Here is a 16492-nt window from a genome sequence, read left to right as displayed (position 1 = left end):
ATGCCGTACGACGTGGAGAAGCCGGACGAGCAGTGGCGCGCGGAGCTGTCCCCGGCCGAGTACGCCGTGCTGCGGCAGGCCGCTACGGAGCCCGCCTTCACCGGTGAGTACACCGACACCAGGACCGAGGGCGTCTACTCCTGCCGGGCCTGCGGCGCCGAACTGTTCACCTCGGACACCAAGTTCGAGTCGCACTGCGGCTGGCCGTCCTTCTTCGACCCGAAGGACTCCGACGCCGTGGAACTGCTGGAGGACCGCTCGCACGGGATGGTGCGCACCGAGGTGCGCTGCGCCCGCTGCGGCTCCCACCTCGGGCATGTGTTCGAGGGGGAGGGGTATCCGACCCCGACCGACCAGCGGTACTGCATCAACAGCATCGCGCTGCGGCTGGAGCCGGCCGAGCGCTGACCGGGCGGAGCCGGTGACGGGTGTTCCGGCGGGCGGCCGGGGAACCCGCCCCGCATGGACGCACTCCACCGGCCCCTGCTCGACCGCAGCCCGGCCCTGCTGGCCGAGGGCTACGCCTGGCTCCCCAACCGCATGCGCGAGAGCGGGGGCCAGGTGGTGCGGACCCGCCTCATGGGCCGCCCGGCGCTGGCCGTGCGGGGCCCGGACGCGGTGCGGTTCTTCTACGACGAGCGGCACGTACGCCGCCACCGGGCCATTCCCGAACCCGTGCGCGGCACCCTGTTCGGCCGGGGCGCGGTGCACACCCTCGACGGGGACGCCCACCGCGTGCGCAAGGCGCTGTTCCTGCCGCTGCTGCACGTCGACCGGATCGCCGGCGTCGTCGAGCACGTCACCGCGGCGTGGGACGAGGCGGTCCCCTCCTGGGCCGCGCGGCCCCGCGTCACGCTGTTCGACGCGGCGAGCGTCGTCCTCACCCGCGGGGTCTGCCGCTGGGCGGGGATCCCCCTGGCCGAGGAGGAGGCGGAGCCGCTGGCCCGCGACCTGGTCGCGATGGTCGACGGGTTCGCCACCGCCGGGCCGCGCCACTGGCGGGCCCGGCGCGCCCGCGGCCGGCAGGAGGCCCGGCTGGCCCGGCTGGTGCAGGACGTCCGCTCCGGCGCGGTCACCGCGCCCGCGGACTCGGTGCTCGCACGGGTGGCCCGGCACCGCCACCCGGACGGCGAGCCGCTGGAGCCGGGGACGGCCGCGGTGGAACTCCTCAACGTCGTCCGCCCCACGGTCGCCGTCTGCTGGTTCGTCGCCTTCTCGGCGCACGCGCTGCACCGCCGGCCGGAGCACCGGGACCGGCTGCGGGCCGGGGACGCCGCGTACGCCGCGGCGTTCGCCCACGAGGTCCGCCGCTTCTACCCGTTCGCCCCGTTCCTGGGCGGCCGCGCGGTCACGGACCTGTCCTGGCACGGCGAGCGCCTCCCGGCCGGCGGGCTGGTGCTGCTGGACGTGTACGGGCAGAACCACGACGAGAAGCTGTGGGGCGACCCGTACGTCTTCCGCCCCCAGCGGTTCCTGGAGCGGCCGGTCGAGCGCGACGAGCTGATCCCGCAGGGCGGCGGCGAGCCGGACACCAACCACCGCTGCCCGGGCGAGGGCATCACCGTCGGCCTGCTCGAAGCCCTCGCCGTACGCCTGGCCCGGCTGGACCACACCGTCCCCGAGCAGGACCTGACGATCTCCCTGCGGCGCATCCCGGCACGGCCGCGCAGCGGCTTCGTCATCGCCGACGTCCAGGCCCCCGCCGGCTGAGCGCCCGGCGGCCGGTTCCGGGGGACCGGGACGGCCGGTGGTTCCGGGGGACCGGGACGGCCGGGGCGCGCCGTCACGGACGCCGTCGGCCGCCCGGAGCCGCGTTCACGGCCGCCGCCCGCGGCCGCCGCGGCGCCGGCCCCGGGTCACGCGGGACATGACCGCGGTGGCCAGCACCGCCGAGAACATGAGGCCGCCGAGCGCGGGGTGGAAGACGGTCAGCACCGATCCCGCGACGAGGCCGAAGCAGTAGAACGGCCCCAGCCGCGAGGGCCGGCCGCCCGGCGGGGCGGGGAAGGCGTCGAAGGCCGCCGCGAACTGTCTGTCCTGGCGCAAGGAGGCCTCCAGCTCCCTGAGGATGCGTGCCTCGCGTGTGCTCAGTCGCCGGTCGTCCATGACATGTGCCCTGCGTTCGGCGGAGACGGGACACCGCCACGAGTACCCGTTCGAACGGGGTCCGCACCCGGCGATGCGTTCGAGGGTCCGGAGCGCGCCACCGGACCGAACATTGGGCCATTCAGCTCAATCTTCCCCGTTCCGTGGCGCGGCGCCGGGACGACGGGGTCGGCTTCCCGTGATCTGGTTACGCACTGCTCGACACTCAGGGTTGCAACCTAGGACGCAGATGGCCACACATACTGAACCGATTGCCCCGGTTCCGGCGGCGGAACGCCGTGGCCGGGGCCAGGTGATCATCGCCTGGATCACCACGACGGACCACAAGAAGATCGGGCACCTGTATCTGATCACATCGTTCGCGTTCTTCCTGGTCGGCGGGGTGCTGGCGATGGCGATCCGGGCGGAGCTCGCCCGGCCCGGGCTGCAGCTGCTGTCCAACGAGCAGTACAACCAGGCGTTCACGATGCACGGCACGATCATGCTGCTGCTGTTCGCCACCCCCACCTTCGCGGGCTTCGCCAACGCGATCATGCCGTTGCAGATCGGTTCGCCGGACGTGGCCTTCCCCCGGCTGAACATGCTCTCGTACTGGCTGTTCGCCTTCGGCGGCCTGATCGTGATCAGCAGCTTCCTCACGCCCCAGGGCGCGGCCGACTTCGGCTGGACCGCCTACACGCCGCTGAGCGGGCCGACCCGCACCGCCCAACTCGGCGGCGACCTGTGGATCATGGGCCTGGCGCTGTCCGGCTTCGGCACCATCCTCGGCGCGGTCAACTTCATCACCACCATCATCTGCATGCGCGCGCCCGGCATGACGATGTTCCGGATGCCGCTGTTCACCTGGAACGTGCTGCTCACCTCGGTGCTGGTGCTGCTCGCCTTCCCCGTGCTGGCGGCGGCCCTGTTCGCGCTGGAGGCGGACCGGCGCTTCGGCTCCCACATCTTCGACGCCCACTACGGAGGGGCGCTGCTGTGGCAGCACCTGTTCTGGTTCTTCGGCCATCCCGAGGTCTACATCCTGGCCCTGCCGTTCTTCGGCGTGATCACCGAGATCATCCCGGTCTTCTCGCGCAAGCCCATCTTCGGCTACACCGGCCTGGTCGGCGCGACCATCGCCATCACGGGCCTGTCGGCGACGGTGTGGGCGCACCACATGTTCGCCACTCAAGGGGCCCTGCTGCCGTTCTTCTCCTTCATGACCTACCTGATCGCGGTGCCGACCGGGGTGAAGTTCTTCAACTGGATCGGCACGATGTGGACGGGCTCCCTGTCGTTCGAACCCCCGATGCTGTGGGCGGTCGGCTTCCTGGTGACCTTCCTCTTCGGCGGGCTGACCGGCGTCATCCTCGGCTCGCCCCCGCTGGACTGGCACGTCACCGACTCCTACTTCGTCGTCGCCCACTTCCACTACGTGCTGTTCGGCACCATCGTGTTCGCGATGTTCGGCGGATTCAGCTTCTGGTGGCCGAAGATGACCGGCACCATGCTCGACGACCGGCTGGAGAAGGTGCACTTCTGGTCGCTGTTCACCGGCTTCCACCTGACGTTCCTGGTGCAGCACTGGCTCGGCGCCGAGGGGATGCCCCGCCGGTACTCCGACTACCTGGCCGCCGACGGCTTCACGGCCCTGAACACCATCTCCTCCATCGGCGCGTTCCTGCTGGGCCTGTCCACGCTGCCGTTCCTCTACAACGTCTGGAAGACGGCGAAGAGCGGCACGAAGGTCGAGGTCGACGACCCCTGGGGATACGGGCGTTCGCTGGAGTGGGCGACCTCCTGCCCGCCGCCCCGCCACAACTTCGTCACCCTGCCGCGGATCCGCTCCGAGTCCCCCGCCTTCGACCTGCACCACCCCGACGTGGCCCAGCTGGACGAGAAGGAGAACGTCGGCAAGCGCGACACGATCGACGCCGCCGGACACGAGAGCGACCGGTCATGATCAAGGACCGGGACGGCCGGCCGCGGACCGGCACCGGCGCGTCCCTGGCCGCCGAGGCCGAGGGCTACCTCCTGGCGCACGACCACTACGAGGCCGCGCGCCGGGAGGCCCGGGAGCTGTGCACCCGGATGCCGTGGCTGACCACCGGTCAGGCCGAGGAGGTGGCCCGCCACTACGTCGACCTGCGGCTCGACCTGACCCGCCAGATGCTGCGCAGCACGATCCGGCGCGCCGCCGAACTGCGCCAGGAGTACGAGGCCCGCTACCGCGAACTGCGCGGCGCCCTGCTCCGCCGCCACGCCGTCGGCGCCTGCGCGGTCCTGTCCTGCGCGACCGGCCTCGGCGCGGCGGTGGGCACGCTGGCGCGGTAGGGGCGCCTGCCGCGTGCCCGCAGGCCCGGCGGGTGCGGGCCGGGCGGGCACGGCCCCGGCCGCGGCCGCACAGCGGCTCCGGGGCGCCGGGGGAAGGGGAGCGGCCCACGAGAATCCCGGCCGGGCGGGGGGAGACGGCGCAGCGGGCACCCCTCGCCCACCGGAGCCGTGCGCACCGGAGCGTCTAGACTCTCCCGGCGACGGGCCGTGCGCCCCCGGCCGGAAGCTGCCGCCAACCGAAGGGTGTTCGGCGTTGTGATACGGATGGACTCAGTCAGCAAGCGCTACCCGGACGGCACGGTGGCGGTCGACCGGCTCTCCCTGGAGATCCCCGACCGGGCGATCACCGTCCTCGTCGGCCCGTCGGGCTGCGGCAAGACGACCACCCTCCGCATGATCAACAGAATGGTCGAGCCCAGCGAGGGCACCATCCTCCTCGACGGCGAGGACGTCCAGCGGCAGCCGGTCACCGCCCTGCGCCGCTCCATGGGGTACGTCATCCAGAACGCCGGGCTCTTCCCGCACCGCACCGTCCTCGACAACATCGCCACCGTGCCGCGCCTCCTCGGCTGGGGCAGGCGGCGGGCCCGCGCGCGGGCGGCGGAGCTGATGGAGCGGGTCGGGCTCGACACCTCCCTCGCCCAGCGGTACCCCTACCAGCTGTCCGGCGGGCAGCAGCAGCGCGTCGGCGTGGCGCGGGCGCTCGCCGCCGACCCGCCGGTGCTGCTGATGGACGAGCCGTTCTCCGCGGTCGACCCCGTCGTGCGCAAAGGGCTGCAGGACGAACTGCTGCGCATCCAGGACGAGCTGGGCAAGACGATCGTGTTCGTCACCCACGACATCGACGAGGCGGTCAAACTGGGCACGATGGTCGCCGTGCTGCGCACCGGCGGCCGGCTCGCCCAGTTCGCGCCGCCCGCCGAACTGCTGTCCGACCCGGCGGACGCCTTCGTCGAGGACTTCCTCGGCGCCGACCGCGGCATCCGCCGGCTGTCCTTCTTCCCCGCCGCGGGCCTGGAGCTGACCACCGGCCCGGTCGTGCCCGTGGACGCCACCGCCGAACAGCTCGCCGTCCCGGACGCCCCCTACCTCCTGGTCACCGACGCGGACCGCAGGCCCCTGGGCTGGGCCGAGCCGCGGGAGCTGATCGCCGGGGACATCCGGCCGGAGCGGCTGCTGCCGTACGGGCGGCCGTTCACGCCCGGCGCCGACTCGCTGCGCGCCGCGCTGGACTGCGCCGTGCTGTCGCCCACCGGCTGGGCCGTCGCCGTGGACGCCGACGGCCGGGTGACCGGGGTGGTGTCGCAGCAGTCCATCGCGGAGGCGATCCGCAGCGCCCACGCCGGCGCCCGCGACGACGCCAGGGTCGCCGGATGAGCGGCTTCCTGAACGACTTCTTCGACATCCCCAGCGACCTCCAGCACAGCTGGCCGGGCCTGATCGGGCTGCACCTGCGCGAAGCCCTGCTGCCGGTGCTGGCCGGGCTGCTGACCGCGCTGCCGCTCGCCCAGCTGTGCGTGCGGCTGCGCTGGCTGTACCCGCCCGTGCTCGCCGTGACCACCGTGCTCTACGCCGTCCCGTCGCTGGCGTTCTTCGTCGTCCTGATCGACTACACCGGCCAGACCGAGCTCACCGTGATGATCCCGCTCGCCGTCTACAGCCTGGTCGTGCTGGTCCCGGCCATCGTCGACGGCGTCCGGTCGGTGCCGCGGGAGACCCTCGCCGCGGCCACCGCCATGGGCTTCGGACCCGTACGCCGCTACCTCCAGGTGCAGCTGCCGATCGCCGCGCCCGCCATCATCGCCGGGCTCCGGGTCGCCACCGTGTCCAGCATCTCGCTGGTCAGCGTCGGCGCCCTGATCGGCAATCAGGGCGCCCTGGGCAACCTGCTCACGGACGCGCTGATCTACGACCGGCCGGTGCTCGCGGTGAACTCCGTGGTCACCACGGCCGCGCTGGCCCTCTCGTGCGACGTCCTGCTGGTCCTGCTCCGGACCCTGCTGACCCCGTGGATGCCGCGCGGGACCCGCGGCGCCCCGCGGACCGGCCGGCCCGACGCGGCGGCCCCCGCCCTCGAGGACACGGCCCGGTGAACGTACTGAACTTCGTCCACGCCTTCTTCGGCGACAGCGCCCACTGGCACGGCTACGACGGCATCCCGCACCGCCTGGGACAGCACGTGCTGTACTCGCTGCTGGCCCTCGCCCTCGCCGCCGCGATCGGGCTGCCGGCCGGGCTGCTGACCGGACACACCGGGCGCGGCGGCAACGCGCTCGCCCTCATCGCCACCGCCGCCCGGGCGCTGCCCAGCTTCGGCCTGCTGGTGCTGATGTTCGTGCTGCTCGGGCTGGGCCTGCTGCCGGTGATGATCCCGCTGGTGGTGCTCGCCGTCCCGCCGATCCTCGTCACGACGTACGAGGCGGTCCGCGCCGTCGACCCCGCGCCGGTGGACGCCGCCCGCGGCCTGGGCATGGGCGAGACGCGCATCCTCCTGCGGGTCGAACTGCCGGTCGCCCTGCCGCTGATCCTCGGCGGCCTGCGCTCGGCCGCCATCCAGATCGTGTCCACGGCCACCATCGCCGCCTACGTCAGCCTCGGCGGCCTCGGCCGGTACATCGTGGACGGGCTCTACCAGCGCGACTACGAGAAGGTGGTCGGCGGCGCCACGCTGGTGGCCGTGCTGGCCCTGCTGACCCTGGCGGTGTTCTGGGCGGTGGCGCGGCTCGCGGTGTCGCCCGGCGTGCGCCGGAGGTGACGCCGCGGCCGGCCCGCCCACCGGCGCCGATCGGCGACCGGTCCGGTCTTGACGGGCCGTGATCGGCTGGATTGGATCAGCGGATGACTTTCATCGCGAAGAGCAGCTGGTCCAGGACGAGGCACCCGAGCGCGGCGGCCGTCGCGCTCGCCGCCACGGCGGCGCTCCTCGCGGGCTGTTCCTCCTCCGGCACCTCCGACGACCCGTTGAAGGGCGACCGGGCCGACGGCGACACGGTCGTCGTCGGCTCGAACAACTTCGCCGAGAGCATCCTGCTCGCCGACATCTACGGCGAGGCCCTCAAGGCCGAGGGCGTCAAGGTCACCTACCAGCCCAACATCGGCAGCCGCGAGACGACGTACGGCCTGCTGAAGAACGGCTCCGTCACCGTCCTGCCCGAGTACAACGGCGCGTTGCTGGCCTACCTCGACCCCGAGGCCACCCCGAGGACGGTCGAGGAGACCACGGCCGCCATCGAGGCGAAGCTCGACGACGGACTGACGCTGCTCCGGCCCGCGCCCGCGCAGAACAAGGACTCCGTCACCGTCAACGCGGCCACGGCGAAGAAGTACGGCCTCACCGCCGACTCCGGCATCGCCGACCTGAAGGACGTCGCCGGCGAGATGGTGATCGGCGGCTCCCCGGAGTTCCAGACCCGGCACCAGGGCCTGGCGGGACTGAAGTCCGTGTACGGCGTGGAGTTCAAGTCCTTCAAGGCGCTGGACGCGGGCGGCCCGCTGACCCAGTCGGCGCTGCGGAAGAACACCGTGCAGGCGGCGAACGTGTTCACCACCGACCCCGCCATCGCCCGGGAGAAGTTCGTCGTCCTGAAGGACCCGAAGAACCTCTTCGGCTTCCAGAACATCCAGCCGCTCGTCCACGAGGACGGCCTGGACGACAAGGGGGCCGACGTCCTCGACGCCGTCTCCGCCGAGCTCGACACGGCCACGCTGCGGGACCTGGACGCCCAGGTCCAGCTGGAGAAGAAGGACCCCCTGGACGTGGCCAGGGCCTGGCTGAAGTCCGTCGGTCTCGGCTAGGGCACCGCCGGGCCCCGGCCGGGGCCCGGCGGTGCCCCGGTCAGGGCGCGGTGCGGCGGCCGGCGGTGCCGCCGGCCGCCGAGGCGATCAGCTGGTCGATCAGCGCGATCAGCACGTCCCGGCACGACTCCCGCTCCCGCGCGTCGCACAGCAGCACCCGGACGTCCGCGGGCAGCGCCAGCGCCTCCCGGACGTCCTCCGCCGGGTACGGGTGCTCCCCGAAGAAGCCGTTGACGCCGACGACGAAGGGGATGCCCCGGCGCTCGAAGAAGTCGATCGCGGCGAAGCTGCTCCGCGGCCGGCGGACGTCGACCAGCACCACCGCCCCCAGCGCGCCGATCGCCAGGTCGTTCACATGAACCAGAACCGCTGCTGCCCCGGTGTGCCGAAGAGGTACAGCACGAGGTCCCGGCCCATGGTGATGCGGCCGAAGTCCAGGGCGACGGTGGTGGCCCGCTTCTCCTCGACGCCCGCGAGGTCGTCGACGCCGAGGCCCGCGGTGGTCAGCGGTTCCTCGGTGCGCAGCGGGGCGATCTCGCTGACCGACCCGACCAGGGTCGTCTTGCCGACGCCGAAGCCCCCGGCGACGAGGATCTTGACCGTGTCGGGTGCCGTGGGCGCCGGGGAGGCGGCGTCAGAGCCGGCCAAGGCCGTCCCTCACTTTCTGCAGCAGTTCCAGGTCCGGGGTGGTGCGGGAGACGGGGCGCGGCGCACGGGCGGTGATCCGGCCCGCGTCCAGCAGATCGCTGAGCAGGATCACCACCACGCTCACCGGAAGGTCGAGCCGGGCGGCGATCTCCGCCACGGCGACGGGCTCCGCGCACAGCCGAAGGATCCGCAGATGCTCCGGCTGGGGCCGCGCGGCCCGCTCGGGCTGCGGGTCCACCGCGGTCACCGTCGTGATGAGCGTGAAGTCGGCGCGGCTGGGCCGGGTCCGTCCGCCGGTCAGGGTGAACGGCCTGACGAGCCGGCCCCCCGCACCGCCTCCGCTCACTTCACTCGCCGGGGCCGGCGGTGGCCCGCGGTGCCGCGCTGAGATGCTCGCCGATCTTCTTCACCAGCATGTTCATCTGGTATGCCACCACACCGACGTCCGCGTTCGGACCGGTGAGCACGGCGAGATGGGCGCCGGGGCCCGCGGAGGTGAGGATCAGGTAGCCGTGCGCCATCTCGATCAGCGCCTGGCGCACCGGACCGCCGCGGAAGTCCCTGCTGACGCCCTTGCTGAGGCTCATCAGGCCGGACGCGGTCGCCGCCAGCCGCTCGGCGTCGTCGCGCAGGAAACCCGTGGACTTGCTGACGACCAGTCCGTCCTCGGAGAGGACGACGGCCTGGTTCACGTCGGCGACCCTCTCCACGAGGCCGGTGAGCAGCTGGTCCAGCTGGGTGTTCGTGGCGGGAACGGGGCGTGTCATGGGGTGTCCTTCGTCGGAAGTCGGGAGTCGGCGGTCTGCGGTCGCGGGGCCGCGGTCCCCGGGGCGGGGGACCGCGGCCCGGGGTCAGCGGTCGGCGGGCGGCGCCGGGCAGAGCCCGGGGGCCCGCGCACCGGGGCCGCCCGGTGCGGCGGGGCCCTGCGGGCCGTGCGGGTCCCGGGGATCCGGACCGGCGCGGTCCGGGCCGGTACGGCCGGTGTCGGTGGCGGTGGCGGCGTCCCGCGCCCGGAGTGTGCCGCGCTGGAAGCCGGCCAGCGAGGAGGCGGCACGCTCCGCGGTGAACTCGTCGGGGGAGCCGTCGTCACCGGCGGGCGGCGCCTCCTCGCGCAGCTCGGCGGCCAGGCTGGTCCGCGGCACCCGGCGCGGCAGCGGGGCGAGGCCGTCCCGGCGGGCGGCGAGCGGCGGGGCGGCGACGCCCCGGGCCGGAGCCGGCCGGGCGGACCGCGCGGCCTCGCCGGCCCCGGCCCGCGCGTCCCGCCCGGCGGCCCGGGCGTCCGTCGTCTCCGGGGCACCGGCGTCGGGCACGTCCCGGACCACGATGTCGTGCGGGACCAGCACGACCGCCGTGGTCCCGCCGTACGGCGAAGGGCGCAGCGTGACGGTGATGCCGTGCCGGTGGGCGAGCCGGGCGACCACGAACATGCCGAGCCGCAGGTCGTCGGCGAGCGCCACCACGTCGAACTTCGGGGCCACCGCCAGCTGGGCGTTGAGCGCCGCGCAGTCCTCCTCCGACAGGCCGAGGCCGCGGTCCTCGACCTCGATGGCCAGCCCCCTGGCCACCATCGCGGCGCGCACCCCGACCGGGCTGGGCGCGGGGGAGTACACGGTCGCGTTGTCGATCAGCTCGGCCAGCAGGTGGATCACGTCCGCCACCGCGGGCGGCGCGAGGTGCACCTCCTCGTCGGTGTGCACCTCCACCCGCTGGTACTCGGCGACCTCGCCGACGGCGCCGTGCAGGATGTCGATCAGCGCGACCGGCTCCCGCCAGCTGCGCCGGGGCTGTTCGCCGCTGATGATGACCAGGTTCTCCTCGTACCGGCGCAACTGGCTGGCGATGGAGTCCAGTTCGTACAGCCCTTCGAGGACGTCCGGGTCGGTGTGCTCGCGTTCCAGCGCGTCCAGCTTGGTGAGCTGCATGTTGACCAGGTTCTGGCTCTCCCGGGCGATGCCCAGGATCACCTTCTGGAAGCCGCGCCGGGTGTCGGCGAGTTCGACCGCGGTGTGCACGGCGGTGCGCTGGGCGGTGTTGAACGCCTGCGCCACCTGGCCGAGTTCGTCCTGCCCGTAGTCCAGCGGCGGGGTCGCCGACTCCACGTCGACCGTCTCGCCCCGCTCCAGCCGGGCCACCACGTCGGGCAGCCGCTCCTGCGCCAGGCCGAGGGTGGCCGGCCGCAGGCCGCGCAGCCGCCGGGAGAGCGACCGCGTGATCCGCCAGGACATGCCGACGCACACCAGCAGGGCGGCCAGTCCGCCCGCGCTCAGCGACGCGGCCACCAGCAGCAGCCCGCGGGCCTCGTCGGCGCTCCGGGTGAGCAGGTCCGCCGTCTGCTGCCGGATCAGCGCCCTGTAGCGCTCGGTGAGCGTGTCCATCGCCTCGCTCCACCGCCGCCGCGCGTCGGGCAGGGCGACCGCGCCGTCGCTCCCGGCGGGCCGGGCCGCGAGCACCCGGTCCTCGATGCCCTGCAGGGTCCGCCACTCCGGGCTGCGCAGGATCCGCTCGGTCTGCGTCTTCGCGCTGCCGCTCAGCTGCGGCATGATCTGGTCCTCCACCAGCCACCGGCGGGTGTCGACCAGTTCGGTGAACCGGGACCAGGCCCGCTGGTCCAGCTCGCCGGCCGGCCAGGCCGGGGTGAGCTCCGCGTCCTCCTGCGAGACCAGCTCCGCCGCGTGCTCCAGCGCGACCAGCGGACCGGCCTGCGAGGTGAGGTCGCCGTCGTCGACCTGGGAGAGTTCCTGGAAGGCGTGGATCTGGTCGTCGATGATCGAGCTGTACTGGTCGAGCGCCTGCTCGGCGGTGATGTCGGTGGGGTCGTCGATCTGGTTCCGGTAGTACTCCAGGCTGCCCAGCGCGCCGAGCACCGAGTACAGCCGGTCCGAGATGCGTGACGGCGCCTGCTCGATGGCGTCGGACCGGCCGGCGAGTTCGGCGACCACGGCGTCCGTCCTCTCCCGCTGCGCGTCCAGGGCGGCCCGGGAGCCGTGCGGCGAGGCCAGCCACGCGGCCGACAGGCGGCGCTCCGACTGCAGCGCGAGCGCCGCTTCGGTGCCCATGGCCCCGGTCGACCGGCTCAGTTCCGTCTGCGTCCGCAGCCGCAGCCGCAGCCCTTCGGAGAACATCCGGATCGTCGTCACACCCCAGACGGCGGTGAGCGTGACGCCGGGGACCAGCGCCCGGAGGATCAGCGAGAGACGTAGGGAACCGAGACGGCGCCGGGCACCTGTCCGAGGAGACATCGTGGTCCTAGACGATCGGCGGGGCTGCGGGGGCGGCGGGGGAACGGGGTGCGCAGGATGCTATCCGGACAAGTGACCGTGCGGGCCGTGTCCGGCCGAATCCCTGGCTTCGGCGCCGTACGAAGCGGGCGGTCAGCGCGTGCCGTCGGCGGCGAAACGGGCGACCGCGTCGACGTTCGCCTCGGTGACGAAGGCGGGGCCGGTGAGGACGGGGGACACGCCGCCGCCGCTGACGTTGCCGTTGGTCCGGTACAGCCACAGCGCGTCCACCGCGAGATAGCCCTGCAGGTACGGCTGCTGGTCCACCGCGAACTGCACGTTCCCGGCCTGGACGGCCCTCACCAGGTCCTCGTTGAGGTCGAAGGTGGCGACCTCGGCCCCGCTGCCCGCCGCCGCGGCCGCGGCGACCGGGCCCTTCATCGCCTGCGGCTTGGCCAGGGTCACCGCGATGCCGTCCACCTTGTCGCGGACCGCGTCCCGCACCAGTTCGGCCTGGCCCGCGGTGTCGGAGTCGTTCGCGTGGACCAGGTCGACGCCGTCCTTGGCGGCGGCCGCTTCGGCGCCCTTCTTCACCAGGTCCCAGAAGGCGTCGCCCGCCCCGCCGTGGGTGACCAGGGCGACCCTCATCCGGCCGGTGCCGGCCCGGCCCGCCGCGTCCCCGTCGTCCCCGTCGTCCCCGTCGGAGCCGGAGCAGCCGGCGAGGAGCAGGCAGAGGGCGGCCGTCAGGGCCGCCGCGCGGGCAGGCCGGGGGGAAGCGGTAGGCAGGGGTGTGTTCATGGAGTGCGGCACCTCGCTGTGCGGCCGAGCAGGCGGAACGGGGCGAGGCGGGCCGGATGGCGAGGCGTGCGCGTCGGCCGGGTGACTCTCGCTGGCCCGGAGCCAACCGTGTGTGACCGGCGGTAGTCAAGTGAACAACCACGTGGTGCGGGTCGTTGCTGCCGCTTCGTGATGTGCGCGGGGCGGCGAGCGGTTCGCGACGGAAACGCGAGGGAACCCGCAGGGAGGAGGCCGCCGCCCGCGTGCCGCTGCCGCCGCTGCGGCCGGTCCCCGCGGCGGGCCCCGGGCAAGAGGGCGCGGACCGATACGGGAGGGCGACGAGGTGGCGGCAGCCGGCGGTGGCGCGGACGACCCGTCCGCCGACGTGGTCGAGCGTGCGGCCGTGACCTTCCAGCTGCTGGGCACGCCCGCCCGGCTGCGCATCCTGTGGGCCCTGGCCCAGGGCGAGAGCGACGTGAGCGGGCTCGCGCGGCGGGTCGGCGGCGCGCTGCCCGCGATCAGCCAGCACCTGACCAAGCTGAAACTCGCCGGCCTGGTCCGGGCCCGCCGCGAGGGCCGCCGCCAGGTGTACTACGTCGACGACCCGGACGTCGTGGACGTCGTACGGCTGCTGCTGGGCCGCCTGGCCCGGCGCACCCCGCCGGCCGGCCGCGGCTGAGACCGCCGGCGGCGCCCCCGCGGGGCGCCCGCGGCCGGGGACCGGAGCCTCATCCGCGCTCGCGCAGGTACGCCTCCAGCTCCGCGGCCCCGGCCAGCATCGCCCGCCCCCGGGCGGACAGCCGGTCCTGCCAGTCGCGCAGGGCGGCCCGCAGCGGCCCCGGCCCGCCCGCCTCCCGCACCTGGGCGATCAGCGGGGCGATCCGCTCCAACGGGTAACCGCCCCGCCGGAGCTGGTGCGCCAGCCGGGCGTCCCGCACGTCGGCCCCGTCGTAGATGCGGTACCCGGTCCTCGGGTCGCGGCGCGGACGCACCAGCCCGGCCCGCTCCCAGGCGCGCAGCGTCGCGGGCCGGATGCCGAGCCTTTGGGCCAGCGGCCCGATGAACGTGCCGCCCGCCCCGCCGGACACCGCGGCCGGCCCGGGCCCCGCACCGGGCCCGGGTGCCGTGCCGGGCTCCAGGTCGCCGAGGGCGCGTTCCACGGCCCGGAGGGTCCGCCGGTCGTCGAGGAGCCGGGCGTGGCTGTCGTCGATCAGGTGGAACGCCTCGTCGACCGCGCCCCGGTTCACGGCCCGCATGATCGACGCCGCCGTCCGGTGGCCGTGGCCGGGCACCAGGGCGAGGAACGCGCGCAGGGCCTGCGCGTGCAGCGGGGTGTAGGCGCGGTGGCCGTGGGGGGTGCGGTCGGCGGCCGGAAGGATGCCGGCCTCCTCGTAGTTCCTGACCGCCTGCGTGGACAGACCGTGCCCGCGGGCCAGATCGACCGGCCGGAGCCGTTGGCCCTTTTGAAGGTTTCGCCCCATGAGGCCGAAGGTATCGCGGAAAAGTCTCAACCGAGAGTTCAACGATAGCGTTGAAGGCATGGCCACTGTCATCGAGAACGCCGTCCATGCCGTCGAGGCCGCCGCCGTGACGGGGCTGCTCCCGGCCCGGCCCCGGCTGCTCGCCCTGGGCGAGCCCACCCATGGCGAGGAGGCTCTGCTCGGCCTGCGCAACGAGCTGTTCCGGCAACTCGTCGAGCAGGAGGGCTACCGGACGATCGCGATCGAGAGCGACTGCCTGGCGGGCCTGCTCGTGGACGACCACGTCACCTCGGGCACGGGCACTCTCGACGAGGTCATGGAGCGCGGGTTCAGCCACGGCTGGGGCGCCTTCGCGGGCAACCGCGAACTCGTGCGCTGGATGCGCGCCCACAACGACGGCCGGCCCGCGTCCGAGCAGGTGCGCTTCGCCGGTTTCGACGGCCCGCTGGAGATCACCGGTGCCGCGAGCCCTCGGCGGGCCCTCACCGCGCTTCACGGCTACCTCTCGGCCCGGGTGGACGCGGACCTGCTCCCCTGCACCGCGGAAACGCTCGACCGCCTGCTCGGCGACGACGACCGCTGGACCGATCCCGCCGCGATGACGGATCCGGCCCGGTCCGTGGGCCGGTCGGCCGAGGCCGGACGGCTGCGGCTGCTCGCCGACGACCTGGTGGCGCTGCTCGACGCGCAGACACCGCACCTCGTCGAGGCGACCTCGCGGGACGACTGGGACCGGGCGCGCCTGTACGGACGCACCGCCACCGGCCTGCTGCGCTACCACTTCTGGATGGCCGACGCCGCACCGAACCGCATGGCGCGGCTGATGGGGCTGCGGGACCAGATGATGGCCGGCAACCTCCTCGCCCTCGCCGAACGGGGCCCGGCACTCCTCCACGCCCACAACGGCCATCTCCAGCGGAACAGGAGCACGACGCGGATGGGCGGGACGCCGCTGGAGTGGTGGAGCGCCGGCGCGATCGTGAGCGCCCACCTGGGCGAGCGGTACGCCTTCCTGGCCACGGCCCTCGGCACGATCCGGCACCGGGGAGTGGACGCCCCGCCCCCGGACACCGTCGAGGGACTTCTGTACGCGCTCCCGCAGGACCGCTGCGTCATCGACGCCCCCCGGCTGGCCGCCGCCCTCCGGGACACCCGGCCCGCCCCCCGCGTGTCCCCCTGGTTCGGCTACTCCCCGCTGGACCCGGCCCACCTCGCGGACAGCGACGGCCTCGTGTTCGTCAAGGACGTCCCGCAGGGCTGACGCCGCCGTCGGCAGTCCGGCCTGGCGGTCCGGCCGACGCGGGGCGGATCACCGGTCGGCCCGCCTTCGCAGGGCATCGGCGCGAGTAAGATACCGCGCAACCCGTTTCATTCCATGGAAAGGGCCGGTACGTCCTGCGAAAACGCAACCGCAGCTACGCTGCGATGAGTTACTGTGTACGTCGGGTTACGAACAAACGGCACGACCCGTTCCTTTCTCGTTCCCAGGAGAGTTCCGCCGATGGCGAGGCAGTTACGCGCCGAGCAGACCCGCGCGACGATCATCACGGCCGCCGCTGACCTGTTCGACCGTCACGGCTACGAATCGACCAGCCTCAGCGACATCGTGGAGCACGCCCACGTCACCAAGGGCGCGTTGTACTTCCACTTCGCGGCCAAGGAAGACCTGGCCCACGCCATCATGGAGCTGCAGTCCAGAGCCTCCCGCCAGCTGGCGAGGGAGACGGAGGGCCGGGGACTCGCGTCCCTGGAGGCCCTGATGCGCATCACCTTCGGCCTCGCGCGGCTGTCCGTCGAGGGCCCGATCCTGCGGGCCGGCCTCCGCCTCGCCACCGGGGGAGTGCCGGTGAAGCCACCGCTCCGGCACCCCTTCGCGGAGTGGACGGACATCGTCACCAGCAGACTTCTCGGCGCGGTCAAGGAGGCCGACGTCCACCCGGACATCGATGTCGACGCCGTCGCCCACTTCCTGGTCTCCTCCTTCGTCGGCACCCGCGTCGTGGGCCGCGCCCAGGAACCCGTGGCCCGGCAGCCCCGCCGGCTGGCCGAGATGTGGCACATAGTGATCCGGGGCCTGGTGCCGGTGACCCGCCGCGCCCGCTATCTGAGCCTCGCCGCGCGGCTGGAGCGGGAGGCCGGGCTCGCCTGAACCGC

General features: G+C 73.6%; 17 protein-coding genes and 1 pseudogene. 11 read left to right on the top strand and 7 right to left on the bottom strand.

Going from position 1 to position 16492, the window contains the following annotated elements:
- The gene (msrB, locus tag ABD363_RS05740; protein WP_344600250.1) at positions 1 to 408 is read left to right on the top strand and encodes a peptide-methionine (R)-S-oxide reductase MsrB; all 408 of its coding nucleotides are present in this window, start codon (positions 1 to 3) and stop codon (positions 406 to 408) included.
- Positions 409 to 462: 54 nt separating this feature from the next.
- Entirely contained in the window at positions 463 to 1710 is a 1248-nt protein-coding gene (locus ABD363_RS05735; RefSeq protein ID WP_344600249.1) for a cytochrome P450, read from the top strand.
- 105 nt (positions 1711 to 1815) lie between these two features.
- Here the strand turns inward: ABD363_RS05735 and ABD363_RS05730 are convergent, their stop codons facing one another.
- The gene (locus ABD363_RS05730; RefSeq protein WP_344600248.1) at positions 1816 to 2106 is read right to left on the bottom strand and encodes a DUF3040 domain-containing protein; all 291 of its coding nucleotides are present in this window, start codon (positions 2104 to 2106) and stop codon (positions 1816 to 1818) included.
- 229 nt (positions 2107 to 2335) lie between these two features.
- Here ABD363_RS05730 and ctaD point away from each other — a divergent pair, with 229 nt between their 5' ends.
- The 6 genes from ctaD to ABD363_RS05700 all read left to right on the top strand — a co-directional run bounded on the left by ctaD (position 2336) and on the right by ABD363_RS05700 (position 8214).
- The gene (gene ctaD / locus ABD363_RS05725; RefSeq protein WP_344600247.1) at positions 2336 to 4048 is read left to right on the top strand and encodes an aa3-type cytochrome oxidase subunit I; all 1713 of its coding nucleotides are present in this window, start codon (positions 2336 to 2338) and stop codon (positions 4046 to 4048) included.
- Entirely contained in the window at positions 4045 to 4419 is a 375-nt protein-coding gene (locus tag ABD363_RS05720) for a hypothetical protein (RefSeq protein WP_344600246.1), read from the top strand. Before ctaD ends, ABD363_RS05720 begins: the two co-directional genes overlap by 4 nt.
- Before the next feature lie 255 nt (positions 4420 to 4674).
- Positions 4675 to 5796 (top strand): ABC transporter ATP-binding protein, encoded by a 1122-nt coding sequence (locus ABD363_RS05715; protein ID WP_344600245.1) that lies wholly within the window; start codon positions 4675 to 4677, stop codon positions 5794 to 5796.
- Positions 5797 to 5804: 8 nt separating this feature from the next.
- Complete coding sequence (locus ABD363_RS05710; protein WP_344600435.1) at positions 5805 to 6512, top strand: ABC transporter permease; 708 nt, start codon at positions 5805 to 5807, stop codon at positions 6510 to 6512.
- On the top strand, positions 6509 to 7174 hold the full coding sequence (locus ABD363_RS05705) for an ABC transporter permease (protein WP_344600244.1): 666 nt from the start codon (positions 6509 to 6511) through the stop codon (positions 7172 to 7174). Before ABD363_RS05710 ends, ABD363_RS05705 begins: the two co-directional genes overlap by 4 nt.
- 83 nt (positions 7175 to 7257) lie before the next feature.
- Entirely contained in the window at positions 7258 to 8214 is a 957-nt protein-coding gene (locus ABD363_RS05700) for an ABC transporter substrate-binding protein (protein WP_344600243.1), read from the top strand.
- A gap of 40 nt (positions 8215 to 8254) precedes the next feature.
- Here the strand turns inward: ABD363_RS05700 and ABD363_RS05695 are convergent.
- The 5 genes and pseudogenes from ABD363_RS05695 to ABD363_RS05675 form a co-directional block, all read right to left on the bottom strand.
- Positions 8255 to 8862 (bottom strand): annotated as a pseudogene (locus ABD363_RS05695) (GTP-binding protein).
- Positions 8849 to 9208 (bottom strand): DUF742 domain-containing protein, encoded by a 360-nt coding sequence (locus ABD363_RS05690; RefSeq protein ID WP_344600242.1) that lies wholly within the window; start codon positions 9206 to 9208, stop codon positions 8849 to 8851. Before ABD363_RS05690 ends, ABD363_RS05695 begins: the two are co-directional and overlap by 14 nt.
- A 1-nt stretch (position 9209) precedes the next feature.
- The gene (locus ABD363_RS05685) at positions 9210 to 9629 is read right to left on the bottom strand and encodes a roadblock/LC7 domain-containing protein (protein ID WP_344600241.1); all 420 of its coding nucleotides are present in this window, start codon (positions 9627 to 9629) and stop codon (positions 9210 to 9212) included.
- Between the two features lie 84 nt (positions 9630 to 9713).
- Positions 9714 to 12101 (bottom strand): sensor histidine kinase, encoded by a 2388-nt coding sequence (locus ABD363_RS05680; protein WP_344600240.1) that lies wholly within the window; start codon positions 12099 to 12101, stop codon positions 9714 to 9716.
- Between the two features lie 132 nt (positions 12102 to 12233).
- Positions 12234 to 12878: a substrate-binding domain-containing protein gene (locus ABD363_RS05675; protein ID WP_344600239.1), complete on the bottom strand. Its 645-nt coding sequence runs from the start codon at positions 12876 to 12878 to the stop codon at positions 12234 to 12236.
- A gap of 322 nt (positions 12879 to 13200) precedes the next feature.
- Between ABD363_RS05675 and ABD363_RS05670 the strand changes: the two genes are divergently transcribed.
- Complete coding sequence (locus ABD363_RS05670) at positions 13201 to 13536, top strand: ArsR/SmtB family transcription factor (RefSeq protein WP_344600238.1); 336 nt, start codon at positions 13201 to 13203, stop codon at positions 13534 to 13536.
- Positions 13537 to 13585: 49 nt separating this feature from the next.
- Here the strand turns inward: ABD363_RS05670 and ABD363_RS05665 are convergent, their stop codons facing one another.
- Positions 13586 to 14338: a TioE family transcriptional regulator gene (locus ABD363_RS05665; RefSeq protein ID WP_344600237.1), complete on the bottom strand. Its 753-nt coding sequence runs from the start codon at positions 14336 to 14338 to the stop codon at positions 13586 to 13588.
- Between the two features lie 58 nt (positions 14339 to 14396).
- On the opposite strand from ABD363_RS05665, the gene ABD363_RS05660 reads away from it, so the two are divergent.
- Together ABD363_RS05660 and ABD363_RS05655 are read left to right on the top strand one after the other, a co-directional pair.
- Entirely contained in the window at positions 14397 to 15599 is a 1203-nt protein-coding gene (locus tag ABD363_RS05660; protein WP_344600236.1) for an erythromycin esterase family protein, read from the top strand.
- Positions 15600 to 15839: 240 nt separating this feature from the next.
- Positions 15840 to 16487: a ScbR family autoregulator-binding transcription factor gene (locus ABD363_RS05655; protein ID WP_344600235.1), complete on the top strand. Its 648-nt coding sequence runs from the start codon at positions 15840 to 15842 to the stop codon at positions 16485 to 16487.
- The last annotated feature ends 5 nt before the right edge of the window (positions 16488 to 16492 follow it).

The sequence above is a fragment of the Streptomyces glaucus genome, assembly GCF_039533365.1.
GTDB lineage: Bacteria > Actinomycetota > Actinomycetes > Streptomycetales > Streptomycetaceae > Streptomyces > Streptomyces glaucus.
This window is presented reverse-complemented; position numbering and strand designations above follow the sequence as displayed.

Coding starts and splice junctions, on each gene's coding strand:
- msrB (WP_344600250.1), top strand. CDS start 1: ATGCCGTACGACGTGGAGAAGCCGGACGAGCAGTGGCGCGCGGAGCTG.
- ABD363_RS05735 (WP_344600249.1), top strand. CDS start 463: ATGGACGCACTCCACCGGCCCCTGCTCGACCGCAGCCCGGCCCTGCTG.
- ABD363_RS05730 (WP_344600248.1), bottom strand. CDS start 2,106: ATGGACGACCGGCGACTGAGCACACGCGAGGCACGCATCCTCAGGGAG.
- ctaD (WP_344600247.1), top strand. CDS start 2,336: ATGGCCACACATACTGAACCGATTGCCCCGGTTCCGGCGGCGGAACGC.
- ABD363_RS05720 (WP_344600246.1), top strand. CDS start 4,045: ATGATCAAGGACCGGGACGGCCGGCCGCGGACCGGCACCGGCGCGTCC.
- ABD363_RS05700 (WP_344600243.1), top strand. CDS start 7,258: ATGACTTTCATCGCGAAGAGCAGCTGGTCCAGGACGAGGCACCCGAGC.
- ABD363_RS05685 (WP_344600241.1), bottom strand. CDS start 9,629: ATGACACGCCCCGTTCCCGCCACGAACACCCAGCTGGACCAGCTGCTC.
- ABD363_RS05680 (WP_344600240.1), bottom strand. CDS start 12,101: ATGTCTCCTCGGACAGGTGCCCGGCGCCGTCTCGGTTCCCTACGTCTC.
- ABD363_RS05675 (WP_344600239.1), bottom strand. CDS start 12,878: ATGAACACACCCCTGCCTACCGCTTCCCCCCGGCCTGCCCGCGCGGCG.
- ABD363_RS05665 (WP_344600237.1), bottom strand. CDS start 14,338: ATGGGGCGAAACCTTCAAAAGGGCCAACGGCTCCGGCCGGTCGATCTG.
- ABD363_RS05660 (WP_344600236.1), top strand. CDS start 14,397: ATGGCCACTGTCATCGAGAACGCCGTCCATGCCGTCGAGGCCGCCGCC.
- ABD363_RS05655 (WP_344600235.1), top strand. CDS start 15,840: ATGGCGAGGCAGTTACGCGCCGAGCAGACCCGCGCGACGATCATCACG.